Source organism: Microbacterium sp. MEJ108Y (assembly GCF_000834175.1).
GTDB classification, from domain to species: domain Bacteria; phylum Actinomycetota; class Actinomycetes; order Actinomycetales; family Microbacteriaceae; genus Microbacterium; species Microbacterium forte.
Map to the genome: position 1 here is coordinate 46,772 of NZ_JXQX01000027.1, position 16,814 is coordinate 63,585.

Here is a 16,814-nt window from a genome sequence, read left to right on the forward strand (position 1 = left end):
TCCCATGTCAGAACCGCAGACGACGGCCACCGCCGTCGACCCCGCCGAGAAGAGGTCGGTCAAAGACCTCGTCCGCGCCGCCATCTCCGGATGGCTCGGCACGGCGCTCGAGTTCATGGACTACCAGCTCTACTCGCTGGCCGCCGCGCTCGTCTTCGCCGACCTGTTCTTCTCCTCCGAGAACCCGGCAGTCGCCGTGGTCGCCGCGATGGCCACCTACGGGGTCGGCTACGTCGCCCGCCCGGTCGGTGCGTTCTTCTTCGCTCGTCTCGGTGACAAGACCGGCCGCACGAAGGTGCTGTTCTACACGATCCTCCTGATGGGTCTCGCGACCACCCTGATCGGCTTCCTGCCGACCTACAACCAGGTGGGCGTGCTCGCACCGATCCTCCTCGTGCTGCTGCGCATCGCGCAGGGCTTCGGCGCGGGAGCCGAGATCTCCGGTGCCGGCGTCATGCTCGCCGAGTACGCACCGGCCAAGCGCCGCGGCATCATCGCCTCGCTCGTCGCCCTCGGCACCAACTGCGGCACGCTGCTGGCCTCGGGCATCTGGGCCATCCTCCTCGTCGCCTACAGCGAAGACGAGGTCATCGCCTGGGCATGGCGCATCCCCTTCATCGCCAGCGCGGTCATCATGCTCTTCGCGATCTGGGTGCGCTTCAACCTCAAGGAGACCCCGGTCTTCGAGGAGCGCGACGACGTCGTCGACGGCAAGGCGCTCTCCCGCGACGAGGTCGTGAAGCTCGCCACCGAGACCAACGACATCCGCACTCTCGAGGCGCTGCAGCGCAAGCCGTGGAAGGCGTTCTCGATCGCGCTGCTGCTGCGCTTCGGCCAGGCCGGCAACTCCGGCATGATCCAGACGTACCTGATCAGCTACATCACCGTCGTGCTGCTGCTCGACCGCTCGATCGGCGTCAACGCCGTGATCGTCTCGTCGCTCGTCGCCTTCATCACCGTGCCGCTGTCCGGTTGGCTCGGCGATCGCTTCGGCCGCAAGCGCATGTACATGGTCTGGTCGATCGTCGCGCTCATCGTCATCGTCCCGACGATCCTCATGATCAGCAGCAAGGACACCGTGCAGGTCTTCGTCGGCTATGTCGTGCTGCACAACCTCGCGGTGATGAGCTTCGCATCGCTCGAGAACCTCACGCTGCCCGAGCTCTTCGGCTCCCGCAACCGCTACACCTTCACGGCCATGGCACGAGAGATCGCCGCCATCGTCGCGACCGGTGCGGGCCCCGTCATCGCCGCCGCATGGGTGTCGGCCGTCACCGGCTCGTTCATCCCGATCATCATCATGCTGTTCATCTTCACCCTGAGCGCGCTCGTCGCATCGATCTGGATGCCCGAGGTCGCCGGTCGCGATCTGACGGACCCCCGCGACGCGATCTGACCGAACCGCTCATCACGACCCGGGGTGCGGGCGCCCGAACGCCCGCACCCCCACTTCGACCCGCTTCTTCAGGAGAACGACATGACCATCGAGATCGTCGACGTCAACATCACCAGCCCCGGACGCAACTTCGTCACGCTCAAGATCACGACCTCCGACGGCATCGTCGGCCTGGGTGACGCCACTCTCAACGGACGCGAGCTCGCCGTCGCCTCGTATCTCTCCGAGCACGTCGCCTCGATGCTCATCGGCCGCGACGAGGACCGCATCGAAGACACCTGGCAGTACCTCTACCGCGGCCCGTACTGGCGTCGCGGCCCGGTGACCATGGCGGCGATCGCCGCGGTCGACATGGCGCTCTGGGACATCAAGGCCAAGAAGGCCGGGATGCCGTTGTACCAGCTGCTCGGCGGCGCCAGCCGCGAGGGCGTCCGCGTCTACGCCCACGCGTCGGGCACCGACTACGCCGCACTCAAGAACGCCATCACCGGCTACGAGGAGCTCGGCTACACCGCGGTGCGCGTGCAGACCGGCGTGCCCGGCCTCGGCCAGATCTACGGCGTCTCGTCCACCGGCCCCGGCGTGCGCTACGACTACGAGCCCGCCAAGCGCTCGGGCGACCGCCCCAGCGAAGAGACGTGGGACACCCGCAACTACCTCAACCACATGCCGGGGATCTTCTCGCAGATCCGCGAGGATTTCGGCACCGACCTGCGCATCCTGCACGACGGACACCACCGGATGTCGCCGATCGAGGCCGCACGCTTCGCGAAGGACATCGAGCCCTACGACCTGTTCTGGCTCGAGGACTGCACCCCGGGTGAAGACCAGACCGCGCTGCGCCTGGTGCGCCAGCACTCGACGACGCCGCTCGCGATCGGCGAGGTCTTCAACTCGGTCTTCGACTACCAGACCCTCATCACCGAGCGCCTGATCGACTACGTGCGCTCTGCCGTCACCCACACCGGTGGCATCACGGCCATGAAGAAGCTGCTCGACTTCGCCGCGATCTACGGCATCAAGTCCGGCATCCACGGTCCGACCGACATCTCGCCCGTCGGCATGGCCGCGGCGCTGCACCTCGACCTCGCGATCCACAACTTCGGCATCCAGGAGTACATGCCGCACAACGAGCAGACGCTCGAGGTGTTCCAGACCTCCTTCACGTTCGACAAGGGCTTCCTGCACCCCGGCGACAAGCCCGGACTCGGTGTCGACCTCGACGAGGATGCCGCGGCAGGCCACGACTACACGAAGGCCTACCTGCCGGTGAACCGTCTGCTCGACGGGACCGTCCATGACTGGTGAGGCCATGACTGGTGAGGCCATGACTGGTGAGGCCATGACTGGTGAGGCCATGACCGGCGAGCCGCGCCGGGTCGCCCTGCCGCAGCGCACGGTCGACTCGAGACTGATCGTCGTGGCACGGGCGAAGCGGGCGGAGGACTACGACGCCGTGCTCGACGTGCTCGTGGACGCCGACATCCGCAGTGTCGAGCTCACGCTCACGACTCCGGGTACGTTCGAGCACTTCCCCCAGCTGCTCGCGCGGTTCGGCGACACGGTCGACCTCGGAATCGGCACCGTCACCAACACGGCCGACCTGGCTCGGGCGATCGAGGTCGGCGCGGCGTACATCGTCACCCCGATCACGTCGACCGACTTCGTCACCCAGGCGACGGATGCCGGTGTGCCGATCGTCCCGGGCGGACTCACGCCGACCGAGCTGTTCGCCTCGTGGTCTGCGGGTGCGTCTGCGGTCAAGGTGTTCCCCGCGGGTCAGGTCGGCCCCGCATATCTGAAGGACCTGCGTGGGCCTTTCCCCGACCTCGTCGCGGTGCCTTCCGGCGGAGTCGACCTCGCGGGTGCTGAGGCCTGGCTGCGAGCCGGTGCGGTCGCGGTGAGCGTGGGCGGTCCGCTGCTCGGCGATGCGTTCAACGGTGGCGATCTCGCCGCGTTGCGCGAGCGCGCGGCCGCGTTCGTCGAGGTGTGCGCGCGGGACTCCGCGTGACCTCGCCGTCTGTCGTCACCCTCGGTGAGACCATGGCGCTCGTGCGCACGACCGAGATCGGCTCGCTGCGGCACGCGAACTCCCTGGCGTTCGGCATCGGCGGCGCCGAGAGCAACGTCGCGATCGGCCTCGTCCGGCTCGGCATCCCGACGTCGTGGCTCGGACGCGTGGGCGACGACTCCCTCGGTGAGCGCGTCGCGCGGGAGATCCGCGGCGACGGCGTCGACGTGCGAGCGATCGTCGACCCGGATGCCGCGACCGGCCTCATGGTGAAGGAGCGCCCGTCTGCGGCATCCACCGCCGTGCATTACTACCGCGCGGGGTCGGCCGGATCCCGGCTGCGGCCGGAGGATCTGCCGGACGGATGGGTCGAACACGCCTCCCTGCTGCACATCACCGGCATCACTCCCCTGCTGTCCGACACGGCCGAGGCTGCCGTGCACCTCGCGATCGACCGGGCGCGTGCAGCCGGAACCAGGGTGAGCTTCGACATCAACTACCGTTCGGCGCTCGCCTCCCCCGCGGTCGCGGGCCCGGCGCTGCGCGACATCGCCGAGCGTTCCGATGTCGTCTTCGGCGGCGCCGAGGAGTTCGCCATCCTGTATCCCGGGATCTCGGTGGCGGATGCGGCGGCACGACTGCACGATGCCGGGTGCGCGACGACCGTGCTCAAGCAGGGTCCCGACGGCGCCTCGGTCTTCACAGCCGGATCCGTGGTCGGCGCGCCCGGATTCACGATCGCTCCGGTCGACACCGTGGGTGCGGGCGACGCCTTCGTCGCCGGCTATCTCAGCGCTCTGCTCGACGGCCAGGATCTCGAGGCCGTGCTGCGGCGAGCGAACGCCTGCGGCGCGATGGCCTGCCTGGTTCCCGGTGACTGGGAGGCCGCTCCGACCCTGCGCGATCTCGAGCGGTTCGTCGACGGCGATTCCGACCCGGTGCGGCGCTGATCCGGCGTTGAAGCAGCCCGAGAACGCGTAGCCTCGAAGGATGTCCAAAGCCGTCATTTCTCCGTCCACGGCTTCCGGCCTACCCGATGCAGAGCCCGCGCGGAGAGCGCTGTTCTCGCACGCTGCGGTGAACTCCCGACTGGTCGCGCTCGTCTACCGACTCCTGGCGCTGGCTGTCATCCTCACCGGTGTCATCCGGCACGCCAACCTCCTGACCGGCGACCCCTCGTGGACGACCGTGCTGTTCTACACGATGGTCAGCAATCTGCTCTGTCTCGCCTGGGTGCTGTTCCTCATCGTCCGGACCATCCGAGACCTGCGTCAGAGCGGCCCGTTCGGCACCTCGACGCCCAGTGCCAGGGGCAGCGGAGCGGTGATGTTCGCGATCACCGTCACGATGCTCATCTATCTGATCGTGCTCGTGCCCACGCGGTTCGCCGACGGCGACGCCGAGATCTTCTCGCTCACCGACAACCTGATCCACATCATCACGCCGGTGCTGGTCATCGTCGACTGGCTGCTCTTCGTGCCGAAGGGATCGTTCCGGTGGGTCGACCCGCTGCTGTGGACGCTCGTCCCCTACGCGTACCTGACGTGGGCGTTCGCCTATGGAGCGCTCGGCGGAGAGTTCACGCCCGGCCAGACGTATCCGTACCCCTTCATGGACGTCGACGCGCTCGGTCTCGGCGGCGTCGCCCAGTGGATCATCGCCCTGACGATCGCCCTCATCGCTGTGGGCTTCGTGTTCGTCATCATCGACCGCCTGCTCGGCGCACTCGCTCGACGGGTCGCACGGCACTGATCCGGTCCCTCTCCTGACGGTTCCGGTCCCTTCACGGGGCCCGTTCCCTTCGAGGGAGGCCGCTGTTCCATCTGCAGGAGCGAAGCACGGATGCAGGACCGAACTCGAGCGTCTGTCCCGCATCCGTGCTCGAGTCCTGCAGATGTGTCGTCCTCGCCGCCGAGTCAGTTGATGATCTCGGCGCGATCGTCGACGTGAAGGGCGGCTACCCTCTCCCGCCAGGTGGCGAGCGCCTCCGGTGAGAGACGGGTCCAGTCGAGCACTTCGCGCACGACCCTCAACGGCGCACTGCTGCGATAGGAGCGGGTCGGATTGCCGGGGAACTTCTTGTCCGTCACATTCGGATCGTTCTCGAAGTCGCCGGTCGGCTCGACCTCGTACACGCGCGGCTCGCGATCACCCGGCGCGAGCTCGGCGGCGAGACCCGCGCCATCAGCCACGGCCGTGAAGTAGATGTGATTCATCACGATCTCGGGGCGGTAGTTCGACGCGAACCCCGCCGTCAGGAGGTCACCCGGGCGCAGATCCGCCTTGGTGCCGTGGAAGAAGGGCCCGTCATCCAGTGCGTCGCTCACCGGCACAGCCTACGACTGCTCCGGATGCCGCGGAAGGGCACTCTGCCCGGGCGCCGATCTGCACGTGAGGGGAAGATCCGCGCCCGGAGAAGGCACTGCTCGTGGGGAGGACACTGCGCCCGGAGAAGGCACTGCGCCTGGGGAGGGCAATGCCTGGGGAGGGCAATGCCTGGGGAGGGCAATGCCTGGGGAGGGCAATGCCTGGGGAGAGCGCGCTGCGCGTGGGGAGGAGACCTGCGCCTGGGGAGGATGAATCCTCGGATTCTCTCCTCCCGAAGCGCAGTCCTCCTCCCGACGGAGCCCCTGTCTCAGTCGCTCAGTCGCCGGAGCGACGCGTGCCGACACCCGGCTCGTCGTTGTGGACAGACTCGTCCTGCACGGATGACTCCGAGGACGGATCGACCCGCACCGGACCCGACCCTCCGGAGTCCGCGCCGGCATTGCCCGCGGGAATCTCCCCGACCTGGTCGGGGTCGTCGGCATCCCGATCCTCGATGAGCGCCGCGATCCCGTCTTCGGAGGGTTCTGCGCCGCTCACATCCCTGCCGGACTTCTCACCGTCGCTGGTCACTCGGTGCCGTCCCGCAGATCCGACGGCGCATCGCCGCTGTGCGGCAGGCCTTCGTCTTCCGGGGCGAGGTCGCCCTGTCCGTCCTCGCCGAGCTCGGCCTCGAGCGGCTCGTCGCCCTGTGTCTCAGGCTGCGAGGTGTCGGTGGGGAACGTCCCATCGGTGAAGTCGTCGACCGGGGGGACTCCCGGCATGTTCGGCGGGAAACTGTTGGCGAATGCGTCGATGTTCGACATGGTGCCCTCCTCTGATTCGTCCGGACCATAATGATCCGTCCGATCCGCGGCGAGCGCAGGGCGGTTGACAGGTGACCTCGAGACGGGGAGGATTCCGCCCGATCCGGTCCGGGTCAGGCTTCGACAGGAAGACCCGACGAGCGGAGCACCACATCGACCTGCCTGTCGATCTCAGCCGGAGTCGGCGGTCCGGCGAGGCCGAGCAGCCGACGTCGGTGGAGTTCTCCGAGCAGCGCGGCGAAAAGGAATTCCGCCGTCACCACGGCATCCGCCGGCAGGTGCGACGCGATGAACCCCTGAGCGCGCCCTGGACCCTCGTCATAGAACTCCACGGCGAGAGACGGATGCCGGGCAGCTGCGGCGATGATCGCACGATGGATGCCGATCGCCTCGTCTCCGAGCAGGTGCGCCAGGATGGCTCGGCACGCCGATCGAAGGTCGTCCCCCGCGTCCCCCGCCTCGCCGAGATAGGCGTGCTGTCTGAGGATCGCCGCCCGCACGAGGCCGGCGCGGTCGCCGAAGACTCCGTACAGTGTGCGCTTCGCGACATGCGCGTCGGCCGCGACGCGATCGAAGGTCAGCGCTTCGAAGCCCTCATCGCTGAGGAGAGAGACGACGACGTCGACCACTCTCTCGTCTCGGGCGTTCGCCTCACCGGCGGAAGGCCGACCTCGTTTTCCCGTCATAGGATGACCCTAGCAATAAATGCTACGCACTCGTTTCATTAAGGAGTCCACCGTGTCAGACCTGATCCACCACATCGCCATCCAGGACGACTGGGAGATGAGCCGAGGCTTCGGCGAATACGTCGTCTCGACCCGGGGAGTCCATCTCGATGACGCCGGTTTCATCCACGCCACGACCGCCGACCGGCTCGGCGCGGTGGTCGCCGCCCGTTTCGGCGATCTCACCCTGCCGCTCCTCGACATCGCGATCCGCCCCGAGGGTCTGGCCGCCGAAGGCATCGCCGTCGAGTGGGTCGATGGCGATGCGCACATCCTCGGCGCACTGCCGATGACGAGTGGCGTGGTCGCCTCGGAGACACCGATCTCGCGCTGAACCGCGGCGCCACCGGGAGCGTCGCCGTGAGCTCCCAGCATCCGTCTCTAGGCTCGCCACCGTGGACACCGAGATGACGGTCACCGAGCGCCGAGACAAGCGCATCGAGATCGCGGCAGAGGTCATCATCCTGGTGATCGGGCTGACTGCCGCAGCCGCTGGCCTCTCGACTCTCGTTCCGGGGGTGCTGTGGACGATCCAGTGGCTCCCCCTCGGAGTTCCGGGCATCGCATGGGTTCTGCTCGTCGTCGCCATGGGCCTGGCCGCATTCGTCAAGCGAGGCGATCTGGTCGAGGGAGGGTTCGCGGTGCTCCTCCTCGTCTGGGTGATGTTCCTCGGACAGGCGATCGGGTTCGCGCTCGTGCTCGTGCTGTTCGGATTCAGCTGACCGCCGCCCCTGACCGCTCCGCACCGTGAGAGCATCGATCGCAGACCACGACACGAGGGAGTATTCGGATGCTCGACACAGCAGACAGCGTGAGGCTCGGTCGCTCAGGACTCCGGATCTCCCCGGTGGTTCTCGGATGCATGAGCTTCGGCGCCCCGGATCGCGGCACGCACGGGTGGTCGCTCGACGAAGAGGCCAGCCGCCCGCTGATCAGGCACGCACTCGAAGCCGGGATCACCACCTTCGACACCGCTGACGTCTACTCCGACGGCACGAGCGAGGAGTTCGTCGGTCGCGCTCTGGCCGACTTCGCGAACCGCGATGAGATCGTGATCGCGACCAAGGTGCACGGGCGCATGGGACCGGGCGCGAACCAGGCCGGGCTCAGTCGCGCCCACATCCTCTCGGGCATCGACGCGAGCCTGAGGCGCCTCGGCACCGACCACGTCGACCTCTACCAGATCCACCGATGGGATCCGCAGACGCCGATCGAGGAGACGATGCAGGCTCTGCACGACGTCGTCCGCTCCGGCAAGGCGCGATATATCGGAGCGTCGTCGATGTGGGCATGGCAGTTCGCGAAGGCTCAGCACGTTGCGGCGCAGAACGGGTGGACGCCGTTCGTGTCGATGCAGGACCAGTACAACCTGCTGCAGCGCGAAGAAGAGCGCGAGATGCACCCGTTCTGCCTCGATTCCGGAGTCGGGGTGCTGCCCTGGTCGCCGCTCGCGCGCGGCAGGCTCACACGCGACTGGGACGAGAAGACGGCACGCACCGCGACGGATGCCTTCGGAGCGACGCTGTATCGCCGCGAAGAGGAGTCGAACCGCGCCATCGTCGAGGCGGTCGCTCGCGTCGCCGAGGCTCGAGGAGTCTCCCGCGCGCAGATCGCTCTCGCATGGGTCGCTCAGCAGAGCGCGGTCACGGCGCCGATCGTCGGCGCGACGAAGGCGGGTCACATCGAGGATGCCGTCGCGGCCGTCAGCATCCACCTCGAACCCGCCGAGCTCGAAGCGCTCACCAGTGCCTATACGCCTCGCGAGCCGGAGGGTTTCTGACCCAGGTCGAGCGTTACTCGATCTGACCGATGGGCTCGCGCTTCTCGGCCTGGAACTGATCCTCTGCGCGGCCCCGTGCCCAGTAGGCCGAGATCGACAGTGACTCTCTCGGCACGTCGCGCTGCTTCAGCAGAGCCCGCACGGCCTTGATGGTTCCGCGCTCGCCATGCGCGAAGACTCCGGGATGACCCGCACCCCAGGGCAGCTCGGCGAGAACGTCCAGCAGCTCGTCATCCGAGTCGGTCCATCGAACCGTCACGCCGGCCGGCGCCTCGGGCAGGAGGCGGTCGGCGGGGTCGGCGACGGTGAGGATGACGTGCCCGACGGCATCCGCGTCCATCGCTTCGACGGCCGACGAGATCGCGGGGAGGGCGGTGTGGTCGCCGATGAGCAGATGCCACGGGGTTCCCGGGGCGGGCAGGTACCCGCCGCCTGCTCCGCTGACGACGAGCGTGTCGCCGATCTGCGCCGAGCGAGCCCACGGGCCCGCGACTCCCTCATCGCCGTGCACGACGAAGTCGATCACGAGGCGCTGCTGCTCGGCATCCGCCGCGCGCACCGTGTAGGTGCGTCGGGTGGGCAGCTTCTCGGGGCTCTCCTCGCGCAGCTGCGCGAGATCGTACGGAGGAGTGAGCCCGTGGCGCGGGTCGGCGAACAGGATCTTCACGTACTTGTCGGAGAAGACGTTGTCGGTGAAGGCCTCGTACCCGTCGCCTCCGGCCGTGATGCGCACGAGGTCAGGACTGACCTTCTCCACCCGCTGCACGCTGAGCACGGCTTGGCTGGGGGTTCGACGAGGCTGGTCCGGCATTTTGCGTCTCCTGACGGTGAGGAACGAAGTCCCCTCCAGTCTGCCCGGCGCAGCCCGGAGCGAGGGCCGCTCAGCCGGCGCAGAGGTCGGTGTCGGCGCTGCGGTTCACCGCATCGACCGGGCGCGGCGGCACCGGCGTCGCGTGGGGCTGGGAGACGAGCGCTTCGTAATCGCCACCGAGCAGCACCTGCACTCCTTCGACATCCCCGACCTGAACGGTCACCGCGAGGCCCAGTTCGGCAGCCAGCGCCTGCGCCGTCTGCTGGGCGTCGGGGGTGTCCGCAGCGGTGATCGTCGTCAGTTCGACCGGGTCGGCATTGGCGATGCTCGCGACCGTGTATCCGTATCCCGTCGCATCCTCCGAGACGCGGGATGCCAGCCCGCTGATGCCCGCCCCGTTGAGAATCTGCACGGGGGCGGTGCGCACGGTGGCTGGGGGCTGCACCTCGTCGGTGGTCAGCACGATCGGCACGTCGTCGATCAGCGCCCGGAAGATGACGTCGGCGTCGGCGGTGGGCACGACGCGGTTGGGATCCTCCGGAGCCTCGGTCGTCGGCATCGTGACGAACGTCACGCTGCTCAGGGGAACATTCGCGACCCGCGCGGCGAGGCCGGCCAGATCGGTCAGGGCGCCGAGACCCGGATCGACGGTCATCGACGAGGTGACGGCATCGAGAAACGCGTAGAGACGGTCGGGGCGCACCAGCACGTCGGACTTCGTGGCCTTCTGCACGATCGCCGAGAGCACCATCTGCTGATGCCCGAGGCGAGCGATGTCGCTCTCTTCGGCGAGCGCGTGCCGGGTGCGGGCGAGAGCGAGCGCCTGGTCGCCGTTGATCGACTGAGCGCCGGCCGGCAGGTCGAGCCTCGCGTGGCCGTCCTGCAGGGGTTCGGGCAGACACACGTCGATGCCGCCCATCGCATCGACCATGCCGATGAAGCCCTCGAAGTCCATCTGCACGAAATGATCGATCGTCATCCCCGTGAGCTGCTCGACCGCCGCGACGGAGCAGGCCGGCCCGTACTGCAGGGCCGAGTTCAGCATCCCGAAGCCGCCGTCGTACGACCCGCGTCCGTTGTCATCGCAGGCGGGCAGGTCGCCGAGGGTGTCACGCGGAAGCTGCACGGCGTCGATCCGGGTGTTGTCGCTCGAGATGTGAGCGATGACCATCGCATCGCTGCGCTCGGTGCCGTCGTCTTCGCCGAAGCCGTCCGATTCGAGCGCTCTCGAGTCGGATCCGAGCAGCAGGATGTTCAGATCCCCCGTCGCGAGCTCGGGTTCGGACTCCCCGTCGTCCGAGCGGATCGGCGCGGTCGTGACGTTCCCCTGCAGCTGCGCGTAGGCGATCGCACCGACGGCGACCAGCGCCACGACGACGGCAGCGCTGATCCAGCCGATCACCCGACCACGCCGCCGGCGAGGTCGGGGCACCGGTCCGGTCTCGGGCGATGCGTCGTTCTGGCCGTCACTGGGGGAGGATGCTGGCGGTCTCACCTGTTCACACCATCACGACTCAGCCGCCACCACCAACACGTGGAGGCGGCGAGTCCTGCGAGGGTGCTGTGAGCTCGGGCTCACACCGTGACGTAGCCGCGGGAGGAGTCATCGTGGATGAGGCGGTAGTCCGGGCTCGTCCCACGGTGATCGCCAAGGCTCCACACCCGTGCCGATGCCGTCTGGTCGAGGGACGAAGCGCCGTATTCGAGCACGAGTGCGGTCGGCATCCGCCCGTCGCGGTACTCGCCGACGAAATAGCTCGGGCTCCCCAGACCGCCCGAGTCCACCCGACCGACGAAGTGACCGGGCTCGCTCGCGCGAGGCGGGGTGGCGAGCAGGTCGGCGGTCGTGATGCGCTGCACGGACTCATGCGGTGCGAACCGCAGCAGCGGGGCGGGCAGAGATCTGTACTCTGGGGCGTGTTCGTGACTCATGCGAGCCTCCTCAGTCAGGGATGGTGGTGTCTCACGGACAGTGGTGCCGGGGCTGCAACCCCGGCACCACGTTGTTCTTCCACCGTACCTTATTTTGAGTCATTCAAAATAACGGCTTCACTCGGCGCGTCAGACGTGAGCGGTGAGTAGCCTTCATCCATGAGCTTCCACATCGGGCACACACTCGACGGCCGCCACACGAGCACCGGCAGCTACGACACCCTCGGCGAGGCGGTGATCGCGGCGCTGGGCGTGAGGCGGGCGCCGGTTCTCGTCGTCGAGGACTCCGCGCCTGGAGATGCGGATGCCGTCGCCGTCGTCCTGAAGAAGGGTGAGGTGCTCACCGCAACGGCCGAACCCGAGTGGTGGGGTCGAGTGAAGAAGGCATCACAGCAGAAGCTCCTCGCCGGCGGCCGACTCGACGCCGCGGTCGTCACGGATCTCACCGACGCGGGTGGCGCTGTGGCCGCGACAGCATGGGAGAGCGGCCCCGTCGAAGAGTGGGAGCTGACCCCGGCCTCCGACCATGACTGGGTGCGCTTCGAGGCGGCTCGCCGGGCGATTCGCGGCTGACACACTTCCGACGCATGCGAAAGGCCCGGCTTCCTCGAGAGGAACCGGGCCTTTTCACATCTGCTTCTCGCTGTGCGCGAGGGGGGACTTGAACCCCCACGTCCATAAGGACACTGGCACCTGAAGCCAGCGCGTCTACCATTCCGCCACTCGCGCGAGTATGTCGGGCTCCGAAGAACTCAACTTCCCAAAGATATCACGCGTTTCGCCTCGCGAAGAAACCGAGGCCGCGGTGGACTCAGCACCCTCGGGAGGACTTCTGCCCCTGGGGAGGAGGATCCCCTCGATTTCCTCCTCCCCAGGGGCAGTTCTCCTCCCGAACGGCGCGCCCTCGACCGCCGCGAGACACCACCCTCAACTCCGCACACCCCTCCCCACTCCCCCGGATTCTCGGCGCTTTCCCGCCTCGCGAGGGCGTTCACCCAGCACACCTGGCTACGATGTGCGTACCGGTCGGTATGCCAGAGGAGCCCAGTGGGACTACTTGACAGCTTTGAGAAGGGTCTCGAGCGCGCTGTGAACAGCGCGTTCGCGAAGACCTTCCGCAGCGGCATCCAGCCCGTGGAGATCGCTTCGGCCCTTCGGCGCGAAGCGGACACCAAAGCGGCTGTGGTGAGCAGGGACCGCATCATCGCGCCCAACAACTTCGTCGTGCGCCTCAGCACTGACGACGCCGAGCGGATGCAGGGGCTCGGCGGTGCGCTCACCGATGAGCTGCATGCACTGCTCACGAAGCACGCGAAGGCGCAGGGCTACAGCTTCTCCGGCCCGCTGTCGATCTCACTCGAAGGCGACGACAAGATCGCCACCGGCACGATCAACGTCAGCTCGGGCACGGTCGAGGGCCGCGTCAACTGGCAGGCCGTCATCGACGTCGACGGTCGCCGCCATTCGCTCACCCGTGCACGCACGGTCATCGGCCGTGGAACGGATGCCGACATCACGATCTCCGACGCGGGATCCAGCCGCAAGCACGTCGAGGTCCTCTGGGACGGCGAGCGCGCCATGATGCGCGACCTCGGCTCGACCAACGGCACCAAGGTCGACGGCCAGAAGGTGCGAGAAGCGGCCCTTCCCTCTGACACCACCATCACCATCGGACGCACCGACCTGGTGTTCCGCATCGTTCCCGTCGCCACCCCGTCACGCCCGCCGCGGCCGCGCGACGACGACGCGACCCGCGCGTTCGGAGCCATCTCGTGAGCACTCCCAGCGAGCTCGTCCTGCTCCTGCTGCGCATCGGCTTCCTGCTGATCCTGTGGTTCTTCGTGTTCGGAGTCGTCTACTCGCTGCGCGCCGACCTGTTCGGCATGAAGGTGCGCAAGCTCCCGGCCGAGGCCGCTGCCGCGATGCCCGCCCCGACGAAGGCACCCGCCTCAGCACCGGCATCCCGCCCCGCATCGTCGATGCCCAGCACCGGCCCCGCGACGGTCGCGACGGCCAAGCGCCTCGTGATCACCTCCGGCCCGAAGGCGGGGCTCGAACTGCCCCTCGGCACCGAGACTCTGACGATCGGCCGCTCGAGCGAGTCGGCTCTCGTGATCCGCGACGACTACACCTCCAGCCATCACGCGCGCCTGCTGCTCCGAGGCGACAGCTGGGCCATCCAGGATCTCGACTCGACCAACGGCACGTACGTCGCCGGCCAGCGGGTGACCGGCGGTCCGGTCGGCCTCGCCCTCGGCACCCCGATCAAGGTGGGCGCCACGACCTTCGAGCTGCGAGCCTGACCCCGGCATGGTCTTCGAAGGCTCGAGTGCCGCGATCTCCCACACCGGGAAGGTCCGCTCCAACAACCAGGACTCCGGATACTCCGGAGCGAACCTGTTCGTCGTCGCCGACGGCATGGGCGGCCACGCGGGCGGCGACGTCGCGTCGAGCATCGCGATCCACCGGCTCGAGCCGCTCGACCAGCCCTACACGTCGGTCGAAGACGCACAGGCCTCCCTTCAGGCCGCCGCGACCACGGCAGCCGGTGATCTGATCCGCGCCGCCAAGGACCGCCCCGAACTCGCCGGCCTGGGCACGACGCTCAGCGCGATCATCATGGTCGACGACTATGCGGTCATCGGTCACATCGGCGACTCGCGCATCTACCTCTACCGCGACGATGCGGTCACCCAGATCACCGCCGACCACACCTTCGTGCAGCGACTCGTCGACTCTGGTCGCATCACCCCCGAAGAGGCGCGATACCACCCGCGTCGCTCGGTGCTCATGCGCGTGCTCAGCGACATGGACGCCGACCCGGAACTCGACATGTTCGTCATGCACACCCAGCCGGGTGACCGCTGGCTGCTGTGCTCCGACGGGCTCTCCGGTGTCGTCGACGAGGCGCACATCCTCAAGGCGATGCGCATGGGCATGGCACCGGGGCGCACGGCCGACAACCTGCTGAAGCAGGCACTCGACGGCGGCGCGCCCGACAACGTGACGATCGTCCTCGTCGAGGTCGGCGGCCAGCACGCCATGCACTCCGGCACCGCGACGATCGTCGGATCGGCCTCGAACCCCGCCAACATCACCGTGCCGCCCGTGCGCGCACCGCGCGGCAACTGGCTGCATCCGGTTCGGCAGGCGGCGAACGAGCCCAGCCACTTCGAGCCGGCCCCCGAGTACCTCGAGGAGCTCATCGAGGAAGACCGCCGACGCGCCAAGCGCCGTCGTCTCGGCTGGATCGCCGGGATGCTGGTGGTCGTCGCGATGCTCGTGTTCGCCGCCTTCGCGGCCTACAGCTGGACCCAGACCCGCTACTTCGTCGGCGCCGACGAGGACAGCGTCGTGATCTACCAGGGCGTGCAGCAGAACATCGGCCCGATCACGCTGTCGACGCCGCTGCGCGACACCGACATCCTGCTCGCGAACCTCCCGCCCTACCAGCGGGATTCCGTCGAGCGCACGATCACCGCCCGTTCCTTCTCCGACGCAGAGGCGATCGTCACGCGGCTCCAGGCGGGAGCCGACCGCGTGATCGGCGAGACTCCCCTGCCCACTCCCCTGCCCACCGAGACGCCGACGGAGGATGCGGGATGAGCACCGACGTCACGGCCGACACCAGTGTCATCAAGGCCCTCAAGAAGATGCGGATGCCGCAGACGCAGCGCAACCGCGAGTTCTGGCTGCTGCTGTTCGCCGTCGCGATCAGCGGCGCGTCCCTCACGCTCGTGCAGCTCGGCGCGCTCGGCCTCATCGACCCGATGATCCTCGCGATCGGCGGCGGTCTCGCCGTTCTCGCGTTCGCGGTGCACTTCGTGCTGCGCGCCGTGGCCTCCGCGGCCGATCCCTTCATCCTGCCGATCGCCACCCTGCTCACGGGTCTCGGCATCGCGATGATCTACCGCATCGACATCGCCCAGTCGCTGACCGGGTGGAACGCGTACTCGACGAAGCAGCTCGCGTGGACCGCGATCTCGCTCGCGGGAGCGATCGCCGTCGTGATCCTGCTGCGCAACTACCGGGTGCTGTTCCGCTACACGTACATCTTCGGGCTCTCCGGCATCCTGCTGCTGCTGCTGCCGTTCGTGCCCGGCCTGCGCATCCCCGACGCGAACGCCCAGGTGTGGGTGTCGCTCGGCGGCATGTTCGCCTTCCAGCCGGGCGAGCTCGCCAAGATCTGCCTCGCCATCTTCTTCGCCGGCTACCTGGTGCGCACCCGTGAGAGCCTCACGTCGGTGGGCACGAAGTTCCTCGGCATCACCTGGCCGCGCATGCGCGAGCTCGGACCCGTGCTGGTGGTGTGGGCGATCTCGCTCGGAATCATCGTGATCCAGCGCGACCTCGGCACCGGAACCCTCATCTTCGGCATGTTCGTCGCGATGCTCTACGTCGCCACCGGCAAGACCAGCTGGGTGCTGATCGGCCTCGGCCTCGTCGCAGCCGGCGTCGCGGTCGCCACCCAGATCCTCAGCTACGTGCAGGGCCGCTTCACGAACTGGCTGTTCCTCTTCGATCCTGAGAAGGTCGACCCGGACGTCGCAGGGTTCCAGCCCATGCAGGGCCTGTTCGGCCTCGCACACGGCGGTCTGCTCGGCACCGGATGGGGTCAGGGTCGCCCCGAGGTCACCCCGCTCGCGCACAGCGACTACATCATCACCAGCCTCGGTGAGGAGATCGGCCTGATCGGGCTGTTCGCCATCCTCTGCCTCTACATGGTGTTCGTCAGCCGCGGCGTGCGCATCGGGCTCGCCGGTCAGGACGACTTCGGCAAGCTCCTCGCCATCGGCCTCTCGTTCACCATCGCACTGCAGGTGTTCATCATGGTCGGCGGTGTGACCCGGCTCATCCCGCTCACCGGTCTGACCACCCCGTTCCTCGCCGCCGGTGGCTCGTCACTCGTGGCCAACTGGCTCATCGTGGCCATCCTGCTGCGCATCTCCGACGGCGTCCGCAGCCAACCCAGGGCGGTGATCGGCTGACATGACCGACTCTTCGACTCGCCGCTGCGCTCCGCGCTCA

Annotated in this window: 20 protein-coding genes and 1 tRNA gene; 13 read left to right on the top strand and 8 right to left on the bottom strand. The window is 68.0% G+C overall.

Going from position 1 to position 16,814, the window contains the following annotated elements; all coding sequences use genetic code 11:
• Window positions 1-4: 4 nt before the first annotated feature.
• From RU09_RS12435 to RU09_RS12455, 5 genes are all read left to right on the top strand, one after another.
• Window positions 5-1,396 (top strand): MFS transporter, encoded by a 1,392-nt coding sequence (locus tag RU09_RS12435; protein ID WP_042540985.1) that lies wholly within the window; start codon window positions 5-7, stop codon window positions 1,394-1,396.
• 81 nt (window positions 1,397-1,477) lie between these two features.
• Window positions 1,478-2,704 (top strand): D-mannonate dehydratase ManD, encoded by a 1,227-nt coding sequence (manD, locus tag RU09_RS12440; protein WP_042540987.1) that lies wholly within the window; start codon window positions 1,478-1,480, stop codon window positions 2,702-2,704.
• Window positions 2,705-2,738: 34 nt separating this feature from the next.
• Window positions 2,739-3,407: a bifunctional 4-hydroxy-2-oxoglutarate aldolase/2-dehydro-3-deoxy-phosphogluconate aldolase gene (locus RU09_RS12445; protein ID WP_231567569.1), complete on the top strand. Its 669-nt coding sequence runs from the start codon at window positions 2,739-2,741 to the stop codon at window positions 3,405-3,407.
• Entirely contained in the window at window positions 3,404-4,357 is a 954-nt protein-coding gene (locus RU09_RS12450) for a sugar kinase (RefSeq protein WP_042541072.1), read from the top strand. Before RU09_RS12445 ends, RU09_RS12450 begins: the two co-directional genes overlap by 4 nt.
• A gap of 40 nt (window positions 4,358-4,397) precedes the next feature.
• On the top strand, window positions 4,398-5,159 hold the full coding sequence (locus RU09_RS12455; RefSeq protein WP_156145925.1) for a Pr6Pr family membrane protein: 762 nt from the start codon (window positions 4,398-4,400) through the stop codon (window positions 5,157-5,159).
• Window positions 5,160-5,323: 164 nt separating this feature from the next.
• Here RU09_RS12455 and arr read toward each other — a convergent pair whose 3' ends face one another.
• The 4 genes from arr to RU09_RS12475 form a co-directional block, all read right to left on the bottom strand.
• On the bottom strand, window positions 5,324-5,734 hold the full coding sequence (gene arr / locus RU09_RS12460) for an NAD(+)--rifampin ADP-ribosyltransferase (RefSeq protein WP_042541074.1): 411 nt from the start codon (window positions 5,732-5,734) through the stop codon (window positions 5,324-5,326).
• A 316-nt stretch (window positions 5,735-6,050) separates the two neighbouring features.
• Window positions 6,051-6,305 (bottom strand): hypothetical protein, encoded by a 255-nt coding sequence (locus RU09_RS12465; protein ID WP_042540993.1) that lies wholly within the window; start codon window positions 6,303-6,305, stop codon window positions 6,051-6,053.
• On the bottom strand, window positions 6,302-6,538 hold the full coding sequence (locus RU09_RS12470) for a hypothetical protein (protein WP_042540995.1): 237 nt from the start codon (window positions 6,536-6,538) through the stop codon (window positions 6,302-6,304). The genes RU09_RS12465 and RU09_RS12470 overlap by 4 nt, the downstream gene beginning before the upstream one ends.
• A 113-nt stretch (window positions 6,539-6,651) precedes the next feature.
• Window positions 6,652-7,224 carry a TetR/AcrR family transcriptional regulator C-terminal domain-containing protein gene (locus tag RU09_RS12475; RefSeq protein WP_042540997.1) on the bottom strand — a complete coding sequence of 191 codons (573 nt, stop codon included), beginning with the start codon at window positions 7,222-7,224 and terminating at the stop codon, window positions 6,652-6,654.
• A gap of 52 nt (window positions 7,225-7,276) precedes the next feature.
• Between RU09_RS12475 and RU09_RS12480 the strand changes: the two genes are divergently transcribed.
• From RU09_RS12480 to RU09_RS12490, 3 genes are all read left to right on the top strand, one after another.
• On the top strand, window positions 7,277-7,597 hold the full coding sequence (locus tag RU09_RS12480) for a DUF952 domain-containing protein (protein ID WP_052492964.1): 321 nt from the start codon (window positions 7,277-7,279) through the stop codon (window positions 7,595-7,597).
• A gap of 61 nt (window positions 7,598-7,658) precedes the next feature.
• Window positions 7,659-7,985, top strand: coding sequence for a hypothetical protein (locus RU09_RS12485; RefSeq protein ID WP_156145926.1), 327 nt, complete (start codon window positions 7,659-7,661; stop codon window positions 7,983-7,985).
• A gap of 68 nt (window positions 7,986-8,053) precedes the next feature.
• The gene (locus tag RU09_RS12490) at window positions 8,054-9,043 is read left to right on the top strand and encodes an aldo/keto reductase (RefSeq protein ID WP_042541001.1); all 990 of its coding nucleotides are present in this window, start codon (window positions 8,054-8,056) and stop codon (window positions 9,041-9,043) included.
• A gap of 13 nt (window positions 9,044-9,056) precedes the next feature.
• On the opposite strand, the gene RU09_RS12495 is transcribed toward RU09_RS12490, so the two are convergent.
• From RU09_RS12495 to RU09_RS12505, 3 genes are all read right to left on the bottom strand, one after another.
• Window positions 9,057-9,854, bottom strand: a complete 798-nt coding sequence (locus RU09_RS12495; RefSeq protein ID WP_042541003.1) for a siderophore-interacting protein — start codon at window positions 9,852-9,854, stop codon at window positions 9,057-9,059.
• Window positions 9,855-9,924: 70 nt separating this feature from the next.
• A complete protein-coding gene (locus tag RU09_RS12500; protein ID WP_197066062.1) occupies window positions 9,925-11,286 on the bottom strand; it encodes an LCP family protein in 1,362 nt (453 codons plus the stop codon).
• 143 nt (window positions 11,287-11,429) lie between these two features.
• A complete protein-coding gene (locus RU09_RS12505; RefSeq protein ID WP_042541005.1) occupies window positions 11,430-11,786 on the bottom strand; it encodes a hypothetical protein in 357 nt (118 codons plus the stop codon).
• A 159-nt stretch (window positions 11,787-11,945) separates the two neighbouring features.
• On the opposite strand from RU09_RS12505, the gene RU09_RS12510 reads away from it, so the two are divergent.
• Complete coding sequence (locus tag RU09_RS12510) at window positions 11,946-12,359, top strand: hypothetical protein (RefSeq protein WP_042541007.1); 414 nt, start codon at window positions 11,946-11,948, stop codon at window positions 12,357-12,359.
• 73 nt (window positions 12,360-12,432) lie between these two features.
• Here the strand turns inward: RU09_RS12510 and RU09_RS12515 are convergent.
• Window positions 12,433-12,515 (bottom strand) — tRNA-Leu (locus RU09_RS12515).
• Between the two features lie 318 nt (window positions 12,516-12,833).
• Here RU09_RS12515 and RU09_RS12520 point away from each other — a divergent pair.
• Genes RU09_RS12520 through RU09_RS12535 form a run of 4 tightly spaced genes read left to right on the top strand, consistent with a single transcriptional unit; the run spans window position 12,834 to window position 16,774 of the window.
• Window positions 12,834-13,562: an FhaA domain-containing protein gene (locus RU09_RS12520; RefSeq protein WP_042541009.1), complete on the top strand. Its 729-nt coding sequence runs from the start codon at window positions 12,834-12,836 to the stop codon at window positions 13,560-13,562.
• Entirely contained in the window at window positions 13,559-14,089 is a 531-nt protein-coding gene (locus RU09_RS12525; RefSeq protein WP_042541010.1) for an FHA domain-containing protein FhaB/FipA, read from the top strand. The genes RU09_RS12520 and RU09_RS12525 overlap by 4 nt, the downstream gene beginning before the upstream one ends.
• Before the next feature lie 7 nt (window positions 14,090-14,096).
• On the top strand, window positions 14,097-15,392 hold the full coding sequence (locus tag RU09_RS12530) for a PP2C family protein-serine/threonine phosphatase (RefSeq protein WP_042541012.1): 1,296 nt from the start codon (window positions 14,097-14,099) through the stop codon (window positions 15,390-15,392).
• Window positions 15,389-16,774: an FtsW/RodA/SpoVE family cell cycle protein gene (locus tag RU09_RS12535; protein WP_042541014.1), complete on the top strand. Its 1,386-nt coding sequence runs from the start codon at window positions 15,389-15,391 to the stop codon at window positions 16,772-16,774. Before RU09_RS12530 ends, RU09_RS12535 begins: the two co-directional genes overlap by 4 nt.
• Window positions 16,775-16,814: the final 40 nt, after the last annotated feature.